The sequence below is a fragment of the Streptomyces sp. NBC_00388 genome, from assembly GCF_036061255.1.
Lineage (GTDB): Bacteria > Actinomycetota > Actinomycetes > Streptomycetales > Streptomycetaceae > Streptomyces.
This window is the reverse complement of sequence record NZ_CP107948.1, coordinates 6,269,702-6,287,647: the sequence shown is the minus strand read 5'-3', so window position 1 is coordinate 6,287,647 and position 17,946 is coordinate 6,269,702. Positions and strand designations below refer to the sequence as shown.

Below are 17,946 nucleotides of genomic sequence, written 5' to 3'. Positions count from 1 at the left end.
GCGGCCGGGGGTAGCGTCTCGGCCGATGAAACCGACGATCGAGACCATGGCGGACCGGCTCAGCGGCGTTCCCGGCATCAGGGCGGTGGCACTCGGCGGCAGCCGTGCGCGGGGGGCCGGGCATCCCGGCTCCGACTGGGATCTCGGCCTCTACTACCGCGGCGCCCCTGACACGGCGGCGCTCACCGCGCTCGCGTGCGAGGTGGCGGACCGCCCCGTCGAGGTGGCGGGCCCCGGCGGCTGGGGCCCGTGGGTCGACGGCGGCGCCTGGCTCACCGTCGGCGGTGTGGCGGTGGACTGGATCCTGCGCGACCTCGACCGGGTGGAGCGGGTCTGGGCGCAGTGCCGCGAGGGCCGTTACGAGGTGGGCGTCCAGCCGGGACATCCGCTCGGCTTCTGGTCCCCCGCGTACCCCGGGGAGGTGGCGCTCTGCCGCGTACTCTCCGATCCGGCGGGGGAGTTGAGGACGCTGCGCGAGGAGACACTCCGCTACCCGGAACCGCTGCGCGCCGCGCTGGCGGGGGCCGCCTGGGAGGCGGACTTCTCGGTGACCGCCGCCCGCAAGTCCGCCGGCCGCGGGGACACCCTGCACGTCTCGCTCTGCCTCTCCCGCGCCTTCGGTGTCCTCGCCCAGTCCCTGCACGCCCACCACCGCACCTGGTGCGTCAACGAGAAGGGCGCGCTGGCTGCCGCCGCGGCCCTGCCGGATTCCCCGGACCGCTTCGCCGAGCGGGCCTCGTCGGCGCTCCGCGCGCTGGACCCTGCGGCCGTGGAGGCGGCGGCGGTTCTGGTGGCGGAGGTACGCACGGTGCTGGGCTCCGGCGGCTGACGGCCGGGGGTGCCGGCCCTGGCGGGCCGTCAGGGCCGGCACGTACGTGTGCCGGGGCTACGGCTCAGGCACCCGCCGCCAGCAGCTGGTGCACCCGGCGCGCCGTGGCCGCGTCACGGGCGGCGGTGAAGGGCAGCGCGTTGCCGCCCGTCACACGGAACGGCTCCCCCGTGAGCGTCAGATGGGCGCCGCCGGCCTCCTCCACGAGCAGGAGACCGGCCGCGTGGTCCCACGCCAGCTCCCAGTTGAACGCCACGGCGTCGAGGGTGCCCCTGGCGACGGCCAGATACTCCAGGCCCGCCGAGCCGCACGGCCGGGTGGTGATCCCCTCGGTCCGCAGAGCGAGCAGTGAGCGCTTCTGCTCGGGCGTGGTGAAGTCGGGGTGCGAGGTGGCCACCCGGAGTTCCGCACCGGGCGCGGGCGAACCGGCGTGGAGCAGTTCTCCGTTGAGCCGCGCACCGCCGCCGCGTACGGCGATGGCCATGTCGCCGAGCGCTGCCGCGTAGGTCCAGGAGGCGAGCAGTTCGCCGTGGTGGGCGAGGGCCACCAGGGTGCAGAATCCCGGCTCGCCGCGGACGAACTGGCGGGTGCCGTCGACCGGGTCGACGATCCAGACGGGCGCGTCGCCCCGTATCGCGGCGTACGAGGCCGGGTCGGCCGAGACGGCCTCCTCACCGACCACCACCGAGCCCGGCAGCAGTGCGGTGAGGGCGGCCGTGAGGTGTTCCTCGGCGCCGCGGTCGGCCACCGTCACCAGGTCGTGCGGGCCGCTCTTCTCGGCGATCTCGTGAGCGGCGAGCTGCCGGAAGCGCGGCAGGATCTCGGCAGCGGCAGCCTCACGGACCGCCGCGTCGACCTCGGTCAAGTCCCTGGTCAGAAGGTGTTCGGTCATGCCCCCATCTCAGCACACCCCGGTGAAGGCACCGCACCGGTTCAGCGGCCGACGGCATAACCCTGCATGCCGCGCGGATTCGCCGCCGCGCTCAGCACCCCGGTCGCCGGATCGCGGGCGACCGCGCTCAGCCTCCCCTCCGACCAGGCGTCGCCGACGGTGACGTCGTGCCCGCGGCGGCGCAGCTCCGCGATGATCTCCTCCCCTATCCGCGACTCGACGGTGACACTGCCGGGCCGCATCCCGCGCGGGTAGAAGGAGCTGGGGAAGGAGTCGTTGTGCCAGTTCGGTGCGTCGATCGCGCCCTGGAGGTCCAGACCGCCGCGGACCGGGGCGGTGAGCGCCACCGCGAGGAAGAAGTGCAGCTGCCACTGGTCCTGCTGGTCGCCGCCCGGTGTGCCGAAGGCGAGCACAGGAACGCCGTCGCGCAGGGCGAGCGAGGGTGTGAGGGTGGTGCGCGGACGGCAGCCGGGAGTGAGCGAATTCGGCAGCCCCTCGTCCAGCCAGGTCATCTGCAGCCGGGTGCCGAGCGGGAAACCCAGCTCCGGCACGACCGGGTTGGACTGGAGCCAGCCGCCGCTCGGGGTCGCCGAGATCATGTTGCCCCAGCGGTCGACGATGTCCAGGTGGCAGGTGTCACCGCGGGTGGCGCCGTCCCTGGCGACGGTCGGCTCGCCCGCACCTGCCGCCGGGACCCCCAGGGCATCGAAGCCGGGCTCGCCCCCGGTGATCGCGGTGGCCTGCCTGCTGAGCCGCGGCTCACGGCCGTCGGGGCTGCCGGGCCGCAGGTCGTGCGAGGCCTCGCCGGTGATCAGGGCGCGGCGCTCCGCGTTGTACGGGCCGGAGAGGAGCGCGCCGAGCGGTGTGTCGGCGGCGTCGCCGTACCAGGCCTCCCGGTCGGCCATGGCGAGCTTGCATCCTTCGACGAGCAGGTGGACGTAGTCGGCCGACCCGTAGCGGGGCAGCTCGGCCGGGAGGAGGGCCAGCTGCTGGAGGAGGGCCGGGCCCTGGCTCCAGCCGCCCGCCTTGCAGAGCGTCCAGCCGTTCCACTCGTACGTCGCGGGAGCCTCGTACGAGGCCGACCAGCCGGCGAGGTCGGCGGCGGTGAGGGTGCCGGTGTGGTGGGCGCCGCTGGTGTCCCTGGTGGGGCGCTGTGCCTGGCGGACCAGCGCCTCGGCGACGAAGCCCTCGCGCCAGACCGCACGGGCGGCGTCGATCTGGCCGGCGCGGTCCTGTGAACCGGCGGTGGCCTCGTCGATCAGCCGGCGCCAGGTGGCGGCGAGCGCCGGGTTGCGGAAGAGCTCGCCGGGTACGGGCGCCCTGCCACCGGGGAGGTACACGTCGGCGGAGGACGGCCACTCGGTCTCGAAGAGTTCCCGTACGGTCTCGACGGTCAGTCCGACGCGCTCCACCGGGGCGTGGCCGTCCTCGGCGTAGCCGATGGCGTACTTCAGCACCTCGGCGAGGGACTTGGTGCCGTGGTCGCGGAGCAGCAGCATCCAGGCGTCGAAGGCTCCCGGCACCGCGGCGGCCAGCGGCCCGGTGCCGGGCACCAGGTCGAGGCCGAGCGAGCGGTAGTGCGCGACGGTCGCGCCCGCGGGGGCCACACCCTGTCCGCAGAGGACCTGCACCTCGCCGCCGGCCGGGGCGATGATCGCGGGCACCTCACCGGCCGGGCCGTTGAGATGCGGCTCGACGACGTGCAGGACGAAGCCCGCGGCGACGGCGGCGTCGTAGGCGTTGCCGCCGTCCTCCAGGACGGCCATCGCGGACTGCGAGGCGAGCCAGTGGGTCGAGGACACCATGCCGAAGGTGCCCTGCAGGGTCGGCCGGGTGGTGAACATGTCGTGCGGCTCCATCACTGTGCGGTTGCGGGGGCGTGCGGGGTTCCGGGGACGGCCTGCGGGGTCCCGGCGACGGCTGCCGCGTCCGGCGCTGTGCCGTCGTCGGCGACCAGGTGGCAGGAGACCTGCCGTTCCCCGTCGAGGGTGCGCAGCACCGGGATGTCCGTGCGGCAGCGTGCCTCGGCGAGCGGGCAGCGGGTGTGGAACCGGCAGCCGGGCGGCGGGTCGAGGGGGCTCGGCAGCTCGCCGTTGAGCACGATGCGCTCGCGGGTGCGCTGGGTGACCGGGTCGGGTACCGGCGCGGCGGAGAGCAGAGCCTGAGTGTACGGATGTTTCGGGTCGGCGAACAGCTCCGCGGTGGGCGCCTGTTCCACGATCTGGCCCAAGTACATCACGGCGATCCGGTCGGCGAGGAACTCCACGGCGGCGAGGTCGTGCGTGATGAAGAGGCAGCCGAAACCCCGGTCCCGCTGGAGGTCGGCGAGCAGGTTGAGCACCGAGGCCTGGACGGAGACGTCGAGCGCGGACGTCGGCTCGTCGGCGACGAGCAGTGCGGGGTCGACGGAGAGCGCACGGGCGATGGAGATGCGCTGGCGCTGGCCGCCGGAGAGCTCGTGCGGGTGACGGTCCGCGTGTTCGGGGCGAAGCCCCACCTGCCCGAGCAGCTCCTCGACCCTGGCCCGTACGGCGGGGCCCTTCGCCAGACCGTGCAGCGTGATCGGCTCGGCGACGATCCGGCCGATGGTCATCCGGGGGTCCAGGGAGGACGAGGGGTCCTGGAAGACCAGGTGGAAGTCCTTGCGCAGCGGTCGCAGGGCCCGCCGGCTCATATGGGTGATGTCGGTGCCGTTGACGGTGACGGTGCCCGCGGTCGGCTCGTCCAGACGTACGGCGCACCGGCCGACGGTGGACTTACCGCTGCCCGACTCACCCACCAGGCCGACGACTTCGCCCCGCCGGACACTTATCGATATTCCGTCGACGGCGCGCACCGGGCCGAAGTGCCGGGCGAGTCCGTCCAGTTCGAGTGCGAAGTCGCTCACCGTGTGCTCTCCTCGGCCGGGTCCGGCACCGGGATCTCCATGTGCCAGCAGGCTGCCTTGTGCCGGGTGTCCGCCTCCGGCCGCGGGCCGGCGGTCCGCAGTCCCGGCCGCCGGGTGGTGCACTGCTCGTCGGCGAGGGCGCAGCGGGGTGCGAAGGTGCACGCGTCCGGCTGTACGCCGAGGCTCGGGACGAGCCCGGGGATCTCCGGCAGGCGGCGCTTGCGCTGCCCGCCCGGTGTGAGCACGGCGCCGAGCAGCCCGCGGGTGTAGGGGTGCCGGGGTGTCGCGAACAGCTCGTCGACCGGGGCCTGTTCGACGGCGCGGCCCGCGTACATCACCAGGACCCGGTCGGCGGTGTCGGCCACCACGCCGAGGTCGTGGGTGATGAGGACGATCGCGGTGCCGAGGCGCTCCCGCAGCGACTGGAGGACTTCCAGGATGCCCGCCTGGACCGTGACGTCGAGGGCCGTCGTCGGTTCGTCGGCGATCAGTACGGCGGGGTCGCAGGCGACCGCGATGGCGATCATGACGCGCTGCCGCATCCCGCCGCTGAGCTGGTGCGGGTACTCGTCGATCCGCTGCCGGGGTGCGGGGATGCCGACCAGCGCGAGCAGTTCGGCCGCCCGCTCCCGGGCTTGCCTGCGGCCGAGTCCCCGGTGGCGGCGGAGCACTTCCCCGATCTGGCGCCCGATGGTGAGCACCGGGTTGAGTGAGGTCATCGGCTCCTGGAAGATCACGGCGATGTCGTTGCCGCGTACCTCCGCGAGCTCCTTCTCGCCGGCCCCCACCAGCTCCTGCCCGCTGAGCCGCACCGAGCCGGTGACGGTCGCGGTGGACGGGAGGAGCCCCATCACGGCCATGGAGGTGACGGACTTGCCGCACCCCGACTCACCGACGACCGCGAGGACTTCGCCGGGCGTCAGGTCGTACGAGACATGGTCGACGGCGTGCACGGTGTGTCCGCCGGAGCTGAAGGAGACGGACAGGTCGCGGACGCTGAGGAGGGGATGACCCGGCCCCCCGGCGGCGGACGGGAGAGTGGTGGCCAGGGGTTCGGCGTGCGGGAGGCCGGCCGGCGGGGAGGCGTCCGGTGCGGGATCCGGCTGAGGGCTCATCGGGTTGCTCCACGGGGGTCGAGGACGTCACGGAGTCCGTCGCCGAGCAGGTTGAAGGCGAGCGTCGCGGCGACGATCGCGAGGCCGGGGAAGACGGCCATCCAGGGCGCCGGGGCGAGGAACGACTGCGCGCTGGAGAGCATCACACCCAGCGAGGCGTCGGGCGGCTGGACACCGAGCCCGAGGAAGCTCAGCAGCGCCTCGCCGATGATGGCGGCGGGGATCCCCACGGTCCCCTGGACGATCAGCGCCGACGTGGCGTTGGGCAGGATGTGCCGCAGGAGCACGGTCGCGTCGCCGCCGCCGTTGGCGACCGCGGCCGCCACGAAGTCGGCGCTCCTGAGCCGGAGCGTCTCGGCGCGGGTGATCCGGATGACCGCCGGGATCTGCGAGATGCCGATGGCGATGGTCGCGTTGGTGAGCGAGGGTCCGAGGATGGCCGCGAGACCGACCGCCAGCACCAGGAAGGGGAAGGCCAGCATGGTGTCGGTGAGCCGGGACACCGCGCTGTCCGCGAGGCGGCCGTAGTACCCGGCTGCGAGCCCCAGTGGTACGCCGACGACGAAGGCGAGCACCACGGCGACCACTCCGACCTGCATGGATGCCCTGGCTCCGTAGACGATCCTCGACAGCTGGTCGCGTCCGAGGTCGTCGGTTCCGAGCCAGTGCGCCCAGCCCGGCCGGCCGAGGACATGGCCGAAGTCGGGGCTCGACGGGTCGTAGGGGGCGATCAGCGGGGCGCAGAGCGCCACCAGGACGAAGACCGCCGCGATGGTGCCGCCGGTGAGCGCGAGCCGGTTGCGGCGCAGGGCGCGCAGCCTGGCGCCGCCCATCCGGGTCCGCACCGCTGTGATCGTGGTAGCCGTCACCGGGCACCTCCGAGCCGGATACGCGGGTCGATGACCGAATAGCCGACGTCGACCAGCAGATTGATGAGGATGTACGCGGCGGAGGTGCAGAGCACCACGCCCTGCAGCGTCGCGTAGTCGCGGGTGAAGACGGCGTCGATGGTGAGCTTGCCGAAGCCGGGGAGTACGAAGATCTGCTCGGTGACGACCGCGCCGGAGATCAGGCTGCCGAGCTGGAGGCCGAGCACGGTCACCACCGTCACCAGGGAGTTCCGCAGGGCGTGGCTGCCGATGACCTCCCGCTGGGACAGGCCCTTCGCTCTGGCCGTACGGACGTAGTCGGCGGAGAGCGAGTCGAGCATCGCGGCGCGCGTCTGGCGCATCACGACGGCCGCGAGCCCGGAGCCGAGGACGATGGCGGGCAGCACCATGCGCCGCAGGTTGTCGAGCGGGTCGGTGGCGAACGGTACGTACCCGGAGCCGGCGAAGACCGGGAGCGCGACGGCGAAGCCGAGCACCAGGACCATGCCGAGCCAGAAGGTCGGGACCGAGAGTCCCAGCAGTGCGATGCCGTTGGCGAGCCACTCGGCCGGCCGCCCGCGCCGTACGGCCGCGACCACCCCGGCGCCGATACCGAGGACGACGGCCAGCAGCAGGGCGAGCGCGGCCAGTTCGAGTGTCACGGGCAGGGCGCCGCCGATCGCGTCGGCGACCGGGAGCCCGGTACGGGACGAGTTGCCCAGGTCGCCGCGGAGGGCGTGCCAGAGGTAACGCCCGTACTGCACCGCGATGTTGTCGTCGAGGCCGTAGCTCCGGCGGATCGCGGCGAGCGCTTCCGGGCTGCGCTCCTCCCCCGCCATGGCGAGCGCGGGGTCGCCGGGCAGCGCCCGGATGCCCGCGAAGACGACGACGCTCACCAGGAAGAGCGTGATCAGGGACTGACGGACCCGCGTCAGCAGGTACTTGGTCACCGGGTGTACCCCGCAGTCTTCACTCGGACCAGGCCGTCGCCGTACACCCGGACGCCCGAGACCGTTCTGCCGGCGACGACGTAGTTCTTCTGCCGGTAGAGGTAGATGAGCGTGTGCGCGTCGGCGACCCGCTTCACGATCCGGTCGTAGATGCGGGTACGCGCGGCCGGGTCGGCCTCCGCACGGCCCCGCTCGATGAGCCGGTCGGTTTCGGGGTCGCCGTAGCCGTAGGCGTTCATCGCGCCCGCGGTCTGCAGGAAGTTGGAGATGTTGCCGTCCGGGTCCAGCCGCCCCGACCAGCCGCTCGTGAAGGCGTCGTAGTGGCCGGCGTCGGTCTCCTCCAGGAGCGTCGCGTACTCCATGGGCTGGAGGACCACGTCGAACCCGGCCTCCTTGGCCATGGCCTGGACGACCTGGCCGATACGGCTCGACTCGGGCGAGGTCTGCACCTTGAAGCCGATCCGCACCGGGGTCCTGACCCCGGCCTCCTTCAGCAGTTTCCTGGCTCTGGCGATGTCGCGCCCGGGACAGGCCGACGGTGCGACGCCCGGGGCGATGGCGGACCCGGGCGAGACGGGGCCGCAGGCCGGTTCGTACATCCCCTGGAAGACGACCTTGTTCAGCAGGTCCCGGTCGATGGAGAGCTCGAAGGCCTCCCGGACCCGGACGTCCCGGGCGAGGGGGGTGCCGAGCTTTCCGGGCTTCTCGCCGAGGCCCTTGACGTTGCCGACGTTCAGCCCGATGCCCTGGTAGCCCAGTGAGGGTGAGCTGAAGAGCTGGAGCTTGGGTTCGGCCAGCGCGCTCCGCACATCGACCGGCGCCATCTGGTCGCCGATCTGGACGTCCCCGGAGCGGAGGTTCGCCAGTCTGACGTTGCCGTCGGGGATCGGTTTGTAGATCACCTGCTGGAGGTGGACATGCGCGGCGTCGTAGTAGTGGGGATCCTTGCGCAGGACGATCCGGTCACCGCCGACCCGCTCGACGAAGCGGAAGGGGCCCACGCACGAGGGGTGGTTGGTGAAGTTCGTGCCGTACTTCTTGAGTGCGGCCGGGGACATGACCATTCCGGCCCGGTCGGCGAGCACGCCGGTGAGCGGGGTGTACGGCTGCTTCAGGCGCAGTCGCACGGTGTAGGGCCCGGTGGCCCGGATATCCCGCAGCGGGGCCAGCTCGGTGGCGCGGGCCGAGCCCGGCAGGTCACGGTGGCGGGTGAGCGAGGTGACGACGGACGCGGCGTCGAGACCGGTCCCGTCACTGAACTCCAGGCCCTTGCGGACCCGCACGGTGACCGTTCTGCCGTCCGCCGACGTCTTCGGCAGCGCGGCGGCCAGCTGCGGCACGATCGTGCCCCGCTGGTCGATGTCGTAGAGCTTCTCGCACATACCGGCGAAAACGGTCCGCCCGACGAGGGTCTGGGCGAGGGTCGGGTCGAGCTTGTCCGGATCCGCGTTGAGCGCGACGGTCAGCGTGCCGCCGTCGCGTACCGGCCGGGTGTCCGCCATCCGTTCCGCGCCGGCCTGGGCCGCCGGGGACTGGAGTGACGTACAGCCCGATATGAGGGACACCAAGGCAACTGCCATCAGGGCAACCGCGTTTCGGCGCACGAGGGACCACCTCCCGCCAAGGGCGATCAAGGAATACCGCAGACCGTATTTCGCATACAGTCCACAGACAAGCCCCTTGCCCAGATAGCGGACGGCTCCCGATGAAGATCGGGTAACGCGCGACGGCATAAGGGGCATCACGCCGCCCCGGCCGGTCACAGAGCCGGACGGCGGCCAGGGCGGCGGCGCCCCCGCGTCACGCCGCCTCGCCGCTCACGAGCAGGTCAGCCGCACGGGCGGGCGCTCAGCCGTCGCGGGGACCGCGATCGCCGTCGCCGCTCTCCTCGCCCCCGCCACCGCCGTCACCGGACCCGCCGGAGAGACCGTCGCCGCCGGAACCGCCGGAGGGGCCTCCCCCGCCGGGCCCGCCCCCTCCCCCGGCGGCCCCGGCTTCCTCGGCGGCACGGACCCGCCTGCGCAGCCGGAGGCCCTGGGCCGCGAAGACCGCGGCGATGACGATCCACAGGACGGTGGCGATCCAGGCGTACGGCTTCGGCGCCCAGGCAAGCCAGACGAACGCCCAGACGAAGAAGATCCCCGCCAGCGCGAAGTACCTGGTCGCCGTGGTGCGGGCGAGCCACCGGGACGCGGCTGCGGTCGGCCGTTCATTGCGCTCCATGGCCGGAACCTACCCGCGATCACACCCCGCCGTACCCCGGCGACGCGCCCGGCGGGCACGCGCCACCCGGGCTCGGCGGGGAACGATCCCGGCACCGCTATCGTCTACAGTTACGTAGACCGTATACCGGCTGTAGTCACTCCGGCGGGATGCGGCGCGGCCCGCCTCCGGGCCGGTGCCGTACCCCTCCCCCGTGCGGCGCCGGGTGCGGGCCGTCCCTCGTCCGACCGGAAAGGCCGGGACCCTTGCTTACAGCCTCGTCACTAGCGGTGAACATCCTCGACGCACAGTCCGTGCTGGCGGCTTTCGGCGTGGCCGGAATCGCCGTGGTGATGTTCGCCGAGACCGGTCTGCTGGTCGGCTTCTTCCTGCCGGGCGACTCCCTGCTCTTCACCGCGGGGCTGCTCTGCACGGGCAGCTCGGCCGGCGCCCTCACACTGTCGCTGCCGATGGTGCTGCTCGCATCGGCGGCCGGCGCGCTCGCGGGAGCGCAGTGCGGCTATCTGATCGGGCGGAAGGCGGGAGGCGCCCTGCTCGCCCGCAGCCGCTCGGAACACCTGCACAAGGGAGCGGCCCGCGCGGAGGAGCTCCTCGGCAAGTACGGCCACGCGAAGGCCATCGTGCTCGCCCGCTTCGTCCCGGTGGTGCGCACGGTACTCAATCCGATGGCGGGCGCCCTCGCCGTCCCGGCCAGGACCTTCACGCTCTGGCAGGTGGTCGGAGGCCTGGTCTGGAGTCAGGGCCTGGTTCTCGCCGGGTACGCGCTGGGGTCGTCCATCCCGAACGTGGACCGCTATCTGCTGCCGATCATCGCCGTGATCGTCGTCCTGTCCCTGCTGCCGCTGGCGCTCGAACTGCGGCGCTCCCGCAGGAACCGCCCGCGGACGGACGGGGTGAGCGGATGAACCTCGCGTACGACGGATCAACGATCGACGGCGGCCTCTACACGGAGACGGTGGATCTGGCCCGTCGCGCCCCCGGGTGGCTGGACTCTGCGGTCTCCGCCTGGTCGGGGTACGGCCTCGCGGTGTTCGCCGTGCTGATGCTCGCCGGGTGGTGGCGCGCGCGCCGGCAGGGGGCGGCCGCGGGCCTGATGGCGCTCACGGTGCCGGTGATCGTGGTGCTGGCCTACTGCGCCAACGACGCGGTGAAACTGGTCGTACGGGAGGACCGGCCGTGCCAGAGCCTCCATGTGACACCGCTGGAGGCGTGCCCGGCGCCGGGTGACTGGTCGTTCCCCAGCAACCACGCGGCCCTCGCCTTCGCGGCGGCGGTGGCCCTGCTGTTCGTCTCCCGGCGGCTGGGGGCGGCCGGGATGGTCTGCGCGGTCGCGATGGCCGTCTCCCGGGTCTGGGTGGGCGCCCACTATCCGCACGATGTCGCGGTCGGCGCGCTGATGGGCGCACTGGTCGCGCTGGTGTCCATGGCGGCCCTGCGCCGCCGGCCCGAAGCCCTGGCGAACCGTCTCTCGGGCACCAGGCTGCGGCCGCTGCTGGTCTCGTCGTGAACCGGCGCGGGGCGGCCGACCTTGCCGTGTCCGCGGCCCTGGGCACGCTGGTCGCGTTCGTACTGCTGGCCATGGTGGTGGCGGGGCACCACGGCGCCCCGCTGCTGACGGACAGCGGACTGCTCTCGTGGTCGGTGCACCACCGCCCGCCGGTGGCGGTCGCCGCCGCGCGCGGCGTCACCGCCACCGGCACCGGCGCGATCCCGTATCTGCTGGCCGTCCTCGCGGGGGTGATCGCCGGACGCACCGCCCGGCAGCGGGTGACCGCCGCCGTCCGCTGCCTCGGCTGCCTGATCGCGGCACAGTGTCTGCGGTACGGAGTGATGGCGCTGGCCGGGCGCCCGCGCCCGCCTTCCGGCGAGTGGGACACACAGGCCTCCGGGTGGTCGTTCCCCTCCGGTCACACCACCACATCGGCGGTCACGGCGGGGCTGCTCATCGCGTCGGTGCTGCTGCGGGCACCGCACGGCAGAAGGACCATCGCGGCCGGCATCGGCTGCTGGGCCGTGCTCGTCGGGCTGAGCCGCGTGTATCTCGGCGTGCACTGGTCCACCGATGTCGTCGGCGGCTGGCTGTTCGCCCTCTGCTGGCTCTCCCTCTGCTTCCGGCTCGCTCTCCGTCGCTGTCCCGCCGTGCCGCATCCGCCGGACGGCTGCCCGGCCCCGCTCCGGGACGGTGCGCCCTCGCACCGCTCGCGGGAGAGCGCGGGCAGGCCCGCCGGTCCGCCGGGCGGCTCCCCGGGGGAAGCCCGCTGACCCTGGCCCCGGACCGCGCACGGTGCGGGCGCAGAGCCGGTTCACGGGCCGCGGCGGGCCCGCCGGCGGCGCCCGCCGGCGCGGAATGACCCCGCGGGCTCCGGCGTTCTTCCTGGCCGGAGCCGTTTCACGGGTGATGCGCGGGCGGCCCGGCCCGGACTGGAGGCAAGGCAGTGCACGGTGAGTACAAGGAGCCCGGCGGAAAGCTCGTCGTCGTCGACCTGGACGTCGAGGGCGGCGCCCTGCGCGACGTCCGCGTGGCCGGTGACTTCTTCCTTGAGCCCGACGAGGCGATCCTGGCCATCGACGCCGCCCTGGAAGGTGCGCCCGCCCACACCGGCGCCACCGCGCTCGCCGCGCGGATCAGCTCCGCACTGCCGCCTTCCGCCGTGCTGCTCGGCCTCTCCCCCGAGGGCGTCGCCGTCGCGGTACGCCGGGCTCTGACCCGGGCCACCGAGTGGAGCGCCCACTCCTGGCAGCTGATCCACGACGGCCCGCAGTCCCCCGCGCTCCACATGGCCCTGGACGAGGTCATCACCGCCGAGGTCGCCGCCGGTCACCGCCCGCCGACGCTGCGGGTCTGGGAGTGGGCCGCCCCCGCCGTGATCATCGGCAGCTTCCAGTCCCTGCGCAACGAGGTCGACCCGGAGGGCGCCGAGCGGCACGGAGTGACGGTCGTCCGCCGCGTCTCCGGCGGCGGGGCCATGTTCGTGGAGCCGCGGAGCACCATCACCTACTCCCTCTCCGTCCCGGAATCGCTGGTGTCGGGACTCTCGTACGCGGACAGCTACGCGTATCTGGACGACTGGGTGCTCGGCGCGCTGGCAGATATGGGCATCAAGGCCTGGTACCAGCCGCTCAACGACATCGCCACCGAAGCGGGGAAGATCGCGGGCGCGGCGCAGAAGCGCATCGCCGGCGGCGGGGTGCTGCACCACGTGACCATGGCGTACGACATCGACGCCGACAAGATGACCGAGGTGCTGCGCATCGGCCGGGAGAAGCTGTCCGGCAAGGGGATCGAGAGTGCCAGGAAGCGCGTGGACCCGCTGGCGCGGCAGACGGGTCTGCCGCGAGAAGAGGTCATCGCGCGGATGATCGGCTCCTTCCGGAGCCGGTACGGCCTCGCCGACGGCAGCGTGACCGCGCGGGAGATGGGCCGGGCACGGGAGCTGGCCGCGGCCAAGTTCAGCTCCCAGGAGTGGACCGCGCGGGTCCCGTGACCGTCAGCGGGCCCCGCCGAGGGCCGGGATGACCTGCTCGCCGTACGCGTCGATGACGGTCTCCCGGGCGTCGTGCATCGCGTACACGGCGAACTGGTCCACGCCCAGGGCCCGCAGCGCCCGCAGCTTCTCGATGTGCGCCTCGGCGGGGCCGAGCAGACAGAATCGGTCGACGATCTCGTCGGGAACGAACGCGGCGTCCGGGTTCCCGGAGCGGCCGTGGTGGCTGTAGTCGTATCCCTCACGCTGTTCGATGTACGCGGTGAGGGCCTCGGGGACCAGCGCGGAGTGCTCCCCATAGCGCGCCACCAGGTCCGCGACGTGGTTCCCCACCATCCCGCCGAACCAGCGGCACTGCTCGCGGGCGTGTGCCGGATCGTCACCGATGTACGCGGGCGCGGCGACGCAGATCGTCACGGAGGCGGGATCCCGCCCCGCGTCGGACGCCGCCGTCCGTACGGCGGTGACCATCGATTCGGTGAGGAAGGGGTCGGCGAGCTGGAGGATGAAGCCGTCGGCCTGCTGTCCGGCCAGGGCGAGGGCCTTGGGGCCGTACGCGGCCATCCATACCGGCAGCCTTCCGTCCTCGACCCAGGGCAGCCTGAGCGGCTTGCCGTCCACCTCCGCCTCGCGCCCCTCGGCGAGATCGCGGATGACGCCGATCGCTTCGCCCAGCCTGGCCAGTGTGTTGGGCTTGCGGCCCGCGACCCGCATCGCCGAGTCGCCGCGCCCGATACCGCAGACCGTGCGGTTGCCGTACATCTCGTTGAGCGTGGCGAAGGTGGAGGCGGTGACCTCCCACGTCCGGGTGGACGGGTTGGTGACCATGGGTCCGACGATCAGGCCGGTGGTGTGCTCCAGGATGCGGCTGTAGATGACGAACGGCTCCTGCCACAGGACGGCCGAGTCGAAGGTCCAGCCGTAGCGGAAGCCGTTCCGCTCCGCGCGCCGCATCAGTCCGACGACGGCGGAGGCAGGCGGATCGGTCTGCAGAACGAGTCCGAAGTCCAAGGCGGGGCTCCTAGTGCGGGTGCGGTGCGGATTCCGGGGAGCGGTCGGGGTGCGGTGGCGTGCACCGCGGGCCGGTGCGTACGGGCCGGTCACCCACCCTCAGTGGGCGTACTCGCCGAGCCCGCGCGGCACATAGGCCCCGTGTCCCGCGTGGCCGGTGTAGGTGCGGTTGTCGATCACCGGAACACCACGGGAGAGCACCGTCTCCACCCGGCCCGTCACCCGCTTGCCCTCGTACGCCGAGTAGTCGACGTTCATATGGTGCGTCCCGGCGGACATGACCTGCTCGGCGGCCGGGTCGTAGATCACGATGTCGGCGTCGGCGCCCGGCGCGATCGTCCCCTTCGCCGGGTACAGGCCGAACATCCGGGCCGGCGCGGCGCAGGCGATCTCGATCCAGCGGCGGCGGCTGATGTGCCCGTCGACGACGGCCTGATGGAGCAGGTCCATCCGGTTCTCGACTCCCGGCATGCCGTTGGGGATCTTCGAGAAGTCCCCCCGCCCCATCTCCTTCTGGCCCTTGAAGCAGAACGGGCAGTGGTCCGTGGAGACCACCTGCAGGTCGTTCGAGCGCAGCCCCCGCCACAGCGCCTCCTGGTGGTCCGCAGGGCGCAGCGGAGTGGAGCAGACGTACTTCGCACCCTCGAAGTCCGGCTCCGCCAGGTTGTCGGTCGACAGGAAGAGATACTGCGGGCAGGTCTCGGCGAAGACCGGAAGGCCCTCGTCCCGCGCCCGCGCCACTTCGGCGACGGCTTGCTGCGCCGACACGTGCACCACGTAGAGCGGGGCTCCCGCGACCTGGCTCAGCTTGATCACCCGGTGCGTCGCCTCGGCCTCCAGGAGCGCGTTGCGGACCTCACCGTGATAGCGCGGATCCCTCTCACCGCGCGCCAGGGCCTGCTCCACCAGTACGTCGATGGCCAGGCCGTTCTCCGCGTGCGTCATCACCAGACCGCCGTTGGAGCCGGCGCGCTGCATGGCCCGGAGGATCTGGCCGTCGTCGGAGAGGAACACCCCCGGGTACGCGGTGAAGAGCTTGAACGAACTGACGCCGCCGGCGACGAGCCGGTCCATCTCCTTGAGGGACGACTCGTTCACGTCGGACATGATCATGTGGAAGCCGTAGTCGACCGCGCACTTCCCGTCCGCTTTCGCGTGCCAGGTGTCGAGTCCCTCGCCGAGCGATCCGCCCCTGGACTGAATGGCGAAGTCGATGATGGTCGTCGTGCCGCCCCAGGCCGCAGCCCGGGTCCCGGTCTCGAAGGTGTCGGAGGCGAAGGTGCCGCCGAAGGGCATCTCCATGTGCGTGTGGGCGTCGACCCCGCCGGGCACCACGTACTTCCCGGTGGCGTCGATCGTGCGGTCGGCGGTCCAGGCGTCAGCGGCGGACGAACCGTGCGCGGCGAGCGCGGCGATCCGGCCGTCCTCGATGAGGACATCGGCGTGCGTCTCCTCCGCGGCGGTGATGACGAGACCGCCGCGGACCAAGGTGCGGGTACTCATGGTGCTGTGCTCCCTCTCTCGTACACCGGTGCGTGCTGCGGAGGCCGCTGTCAGCCCGCGTGCAGGGCCTGTTCGAGGATGGCCGCGCCCGCTTCGGCCTCCGCGACGTTGAGCGAGAGCGGGGGTGCGATCCGCAGCACGCTGGTGTCGTGGCCGCCGCCCTTGCCGATCAGCAGGCCGCCCTCGCGGGCCGCCTCCAGCACGGCGGAGGCCGCCTCTGGGTTCGCCTCGTCCGTGCCCGGCTTCACCAGCTCGACACCGATCATGAGGCCCCTGCCGCGCACTTCGCGTACGAGCGGGGACTGCGCGCCGACGGCTCGCAGGCGCTCCAGCAGGAGCCCGCCGACGCGGCGGGAGTTGCCCTGGAGGTCGTGTTCCAGGAGGTACGTCAGGTTGGCGAGACCGGCGGCCATGGTGACGGGCGAGCCGCCGAAGGTCGAGATGGAATTGGCGTCGAGGCAGTTCATGACCTCGGCGCGGGCGACGACCCCGCCGATGGACATCCCGTTGCCGATGCCCTTGGCGAAGGTGAGGATGTCCGGCGGGCCGTTCCCGGCGTGCGCCTGCCAGCCCCAGAAATGGTCGCCGGTACGCCCCCAGCCGGTCTGCACCTCGTCGGCGATCCAGAGGATCCCGTCCCGGTCGAGCACTTCACGGAACGCGGCGTAGAGCCCGTCGGGCGGCGCGGTGAAGCCGCCGACGCCCTGGATCGGCTCGGCGATCAGGGCCGCCACGTCACGGGTGTGGCCGAGCAGGTCCTCCAGGTCGGCGACGCACGCCGCGATGAACCGGGCGTCGTCGAGGTGCGCGTACGGGCCCCGGCTGCGGACTCCGCCGTGGACGTACAGCGTCTGGAGCGGGGAGAGGCCGGTCGGCGACCAGCTGCGGTTGCCGGTGATCCCGACGGATGTGAAGGAGCGGCCGTGGTAGCTGTTGCGCATCGCGAGGATCTGGTTGGACCTGCGGTAGGCGGTGGCGAGCAGCAGCGCCGTGTCGTTGGCCTCGGTCCCCGATGTGGTGAAGAAGACGCGGGCGTCCGGGATCCCGGAGAGAGTCGCGACCCGCTCGGCCAGCTCCACCATCGGCCGGTTGAGGTAGAGCGTCGAGGAGTGCACGATCCGCCCGGCCTGCTCGCTGACCGCCTTGGTCACCTCGGGCAGGGCGTGGGCCGTCATGGTGGTGAGGATGCCGCCGAAGAAGTCCAGGTACCGGTTGCCTTCCGCGTCCCAGACGTGCCGGCCCTCCCCGTGGGTGATCTCGATCGGCTGCCGGTAGTAGGTGGCGAGCCAGTCGGGGAGGACGGCCAGATGGCGGTTGTGGAGGTCGGTCACGGCTTCACCAGGCCTTCGTACGCGTCGGGCCTGCGGTCCCGGTAGAACGCCCACTGCTGCCGCACCTCGTCGATGAGGTCCAGGTCCAGATCGCGTACCAGGAGCTGCTCCTCCTTGTCGTCCGCGACCTCCCCGACGAACTGTCCGCGCGGGTCGACGAAGTAGCTCGTGCCGTAGAAGTCGTTGTCCCCGTACTCCTCCGTGCCGACCCGGTTGATGGCGGCGATGAAGTACTCGTTGGCAACGGCGGCGGCGGGCTGCTCCAGCTGCCAGAGGTACGCCGAGAGGCCGCGTGAGGTGGCGGAGGGGTTGAAGACGATCTGCGCGCCGTTCAGGCCCAGTTGGCGCCAGCCCTCGGGGAAGTGGCGGTCGTAGCAGATGTAGACGCCGACCTTCCCCACAGCCGTGTCGAACACGGGCCAGCCCGCGTTCCCCGGTTTGAAGTAGTACTTCTCCCAGAAGCCCTTGACCTGGGGGATGTGGTGCTTGCGGTACTTGCCCAGGTACGTGCCGTCGGCGTCGATGACGGCCGCGGTGTTGAAGTAGAAGCCCGACTGCTCCTCTTCGAAGACCGGGACCACGATCACCATGCCGGTCTCGCGCGCGAGTTCCCGCATCCGGGTGACGGTCGGCCCGTCCGGGACCGGCTCCGCCCAGCGGTAGTGCTCCGCCTCCTGCACCTGGCAGAAGTACGGGGCGTTGAAGACTTCCTGGAATCCGATGATCCGCGCGCCCTGACGGGCCGCCTCCCGGGCATGCTCCTCATGCTTGGCGATCATGGATTCGGTGTCGCCGGTCCAGGTCGCCTGGACCAGTGCGGCGCGTACGACATGGGACATGAGCAGCTCCTT

General features: G+C 72.3%; 17 protein-coding genes. 5 read left to right on the top strand and 12 right to left on the bottom strand.

Features of this window, described 5'->3' with window-relative positions:
• Positions 1–25 precede the first annotated feature (25 nt).
• Positions 26–829: a nucleotidyltransferase domain-containing protein gene (locus tag OG917_RS27990; RefSeq protein WP_328320791.1), complete on the top strand. Its 804-nt coding sequence runs from the start codon at positions 26–28 to the stop codon at positions 827–829.
• A gap of 64 nt (positions 830–893) precedes the next feature.
• Here OG917_RS27990 and OG917_RS27985 read toward each other — a convergent pair whose 3' ends face one another.
• The 8 genes from OG917_RS27985 to OG917_RS27950 form a co-directional block, all read right to left on the bottom strand.
• Entirely contained in the window at positions 894–1,721 is an 828-nt protein-coding gene (locus OG917_RS27985; protein WP_328320789.1) for an inositol monophosphatase family protein, read from the bottom strand.
• Positions 1,722–1,762: 41 nt separating this feature from the next.
• Entirely contained in the window at positions 1,763–3,565 is a 1,803-nt protein-coding gene (locus OG917_RS27980; RefSeq protein WP_328320787.1) for a gamma-glutamyltransferase family protein, read from the bottom strand.
• Between the two features lie 14 nt (positions 3,566–3,579).
• Entirely contained in the window at positions 3,580–4,608 is a 1,029-nt protein-coding gene (locus OG917_RS27975) for an ABC transporter ATP-binding protein (protein WP_328320785.1), read from the bottom strand.
• Positions 4,605–5,723 (bottom strand): ABC transporter ATP-binding protein, encoded by a 1,119-nt coding sequence (locus OG917_RS27970; RefSeq protein ID WP_328320783.1) that lies wholly within the window; start codon positions 5,721–5,723, stop codon positions 4,605–4,607. Before OG917_RS27970 ends, OG917_RS27975 begins: the two co-directional genes overlap by 4 nt.
• A complete protein-coding gene (locus OG917_RS27965) occupies positions 5,720–6,556 on the bottom strand; it encodes an ABC transporter permease (protein ID WP_328322241.1) in 837 nt (278 codons plus the stop codon). The genes OG917_RS27970 and OG917_RS27965 overlap by 4 nt, the downstream gene beginning before the upstream one ends.
• A 32-nt stretch (positions 6,557–6,588) precedes the next feature.
• Positions 6,589–7,542, bottom strand: coding sequence for an ABC transporter permease (locus OG917_RS27960; protein WP_328320781.1), 954 nt, complete (start codon positions 7,540–7,542; stop codon positions 6,589–6,591).
• On the bottom strand, positions 7,539–9,122 hold the full coding sequence (locus OG917_RS27955; RefSeq protein ID WP_328320779.1) for an ABC transporter substrate-binding protein: 1,584 nt from the start codon (positions 9,120–9,122) through the stop codon (positions 7,539–7,541). The genes OG917_RS27960 and OG917_RS27955 overlap by 4 nt, the downstream gene beginning before the upstream one ends.
• Positions 9,123–9,390: 268 nt before the next feature.
• A complete protein-coding gene (locus tag OG917_RS27950) occupies positions 9,391–9,765 on the bottom strand; it encodes a hypothetical protein (protein ID WP_328320777.1) in 375 nt (124 codons plus the stop codon).
• Positions 9,766–10,034: 269 nt separating this feature from the next.
• On the opposite strand from OG917_RS27950, the gene OG917_RS27945 reads away from it, so the two are divergent.
• The 4 genes from OG917_RS27945 (at position 10,035) to OG917_RS27930 (ending at position 13,250) form a co-directional block, all read left to right on the top strand.
• A complete protein-coding gene (locus OG917_RS27945) occupies positions 10,035–10,670 on the top strand; it encodes a DedA family protein (protein ID WP_328320775.1) in 636 nt (211 codons plus the stop codon).
• Positions 10,667–11,272 carry a phosphatase PAP2 family protein gene (locus tag OG917_RS27940; protein WP_328320773.1) on the top strand — a complete coding sequence of 202 codons (606 nt, stop codon included), beginning with the start codon at positions 10,667–10,669 and terminating at the stop codon, positions 11,270–11,272. The genes OG917_RS27945 and OG917_RS27940 overlap by 4 nt, the downstream gene beginning before the upstream one ends.
• A complete protein-coding gene (locus OG917_RS27935; RefSeq protein WP_328320771.1) occupies positions 11,269–12,027 on the top strand; it encodes a phosphatase PAP2 family protein in 759 nt (252 codons plus the stop codon). Before OG917_RS27940 ends, OG917_RS27935 begins: the two co-directional genes overlap by 4 nt.
• Before the next feature lie 173 nt (positions 12,028–12,200).
• A complete protein-coding gene (locus tag OG917_RS27930) occupies positions 12,201–13,250 on the top strand; it encodes a lipoate--protein ligase family protein (protein ID WP_328320769.1) in 1,050 nt (349 codons plus the stop codon).
• Between the two features lie 3 nt (positions 13,251–13,253).
• Here OG917_RS27930 and OG917_RS27925 read toward each other — a convergent pair whose 3' ends face one another.
• The 4 genes from OG917_RS27925 to OG917_RS27910 all read right to left on the bottom strand — a co-directional run bounded on the left by OG917_RS27925 (position 13,254) and on the right by OG917_RS27910 (position 17,934).
• Complete coding sequence (locus OG917_RS27925; RefSeq protein ID WP_328320767.1) at positions 13,254–14,261, bottom strand: TIGR03842 family LLM class F420-dependent oxidoreductase; 1,008 nt, start codon at positions 14,259–14,261, stop codon at positions 13,254–13,256.
• 99 nt (positions 14,262–14,360) lie between these two features.
• Entirely contained in the window at positions 14,361–15,764 is a 1,404-nt protein-coding gene (gene hydA / locus OG917_RS27920; protein WP_328320765.1) for a dihydropyrimidinase, read from the bottom strand.
• 50 nt (positions 15,765–15,814) lie between these two features.
• A complete protein-coding gene (locus OG917_RS27915) occupies positions 15,815–17,095 on the bottom strand; it encodes an aspartate aminotransferase family protein (RefSeq protein ID WP_328320763.1) in 1,281 nt (426 codons plus the stop codon).
• Positions 17,092–17,934: a nitrilase-related carbon-nitrogen hydrolase gene (locus OG917_RS27910; RefSeq protein WP_328320760.1), complete on the bottom strand. Its 843-nt coding sequence runs from the start codon at positions 17,932–17,934 to the stop codon at positions 17,092–17,094. Before OG917_RS27910 ends, OG917_RS27915 begins: the two co-directional genes overlap by 4 nt.
• Positions 17,935–17,946: the final 12 nt, after the last annotated feature.

What these genes read in the sequence shown, in the direction of transcription:
- OG917_RS27980 (WP_328320787.1), bottom strand. Translation starts at nt 3,565, where the DNA reads ATGTTCACCACCCGGCCGACCCTGCAGGGCACCTTCGGCATGGTGTCC.
- OG917_RS27965 (WP_328322241.1), bottom strand. Translation starts at nt 6,556, where the DNA reads ATGGGCGGCGCCAGGCTGCGCGCCCTGCGCCGCAACCGGCTCGCGCTC.
- OG917_RS27955 (WP_328320779.1), bottom strand. Translation starts at nt 9,122, where the DNA reads ATGGCAGTTGCCTTGGTGTCCCTCATATCGGGCTGTACGTCACTCCAG.
- OG917_RS27950 (WP_328320777.1), bottom strand. Translation starts at nt 9,765, where the DNA reads ATGGAGCGCAATGAACGGCCGACCGCAGCCGCGTCCCGGTGGCTCGCC.
- OG917_RS27985 (WP_328320789.1), bottom strand. Translation starts at nt 1,721, where the DNA reads ATGACCGAACACCTTCTGACCAGGGACTTGACCGAGGTCGACGCGGCG.
- OG917_RS27940 (WP_328320773.1), top strand. Translation starts at nt 10,667, where the DNA reads ATGAACCTCGCGTACGACGGATCAACGATCGACGGCGGCCTCTACACG.
- hydA (WP_328320765.1), bottom strand. Translation starts at nt 15,764, where the DNA reads ATGAGTACCCGCACCTTGGTCCGCGGCGGTCTCGTCATCACCGCCGCG.
- OG917_RS27990 (WP_328320791.1), top strand. Translation starts at nt 26, where the DNA reads ATGAAACCGACGATCGAGACCATGGCGGACCGGCTCAGCGGCGTTCCC.
- OG917_RS27970 (WP_328320783.1), bottom strand. Translation starts at nt 5,723, where the DNA reads ATGAGCCCTCAGCCGGATCCCGCACCGGACGCCTCCCCGCCGGCCGGC.
- OG917_RS27910 (WP_328320760.1), bottom strand. Translation starts at nt 17,934, where the DNA reads ATGTCCCATGTCGTACGCGCCGCACTGGTCCAGGCGACCTGGACCGGC.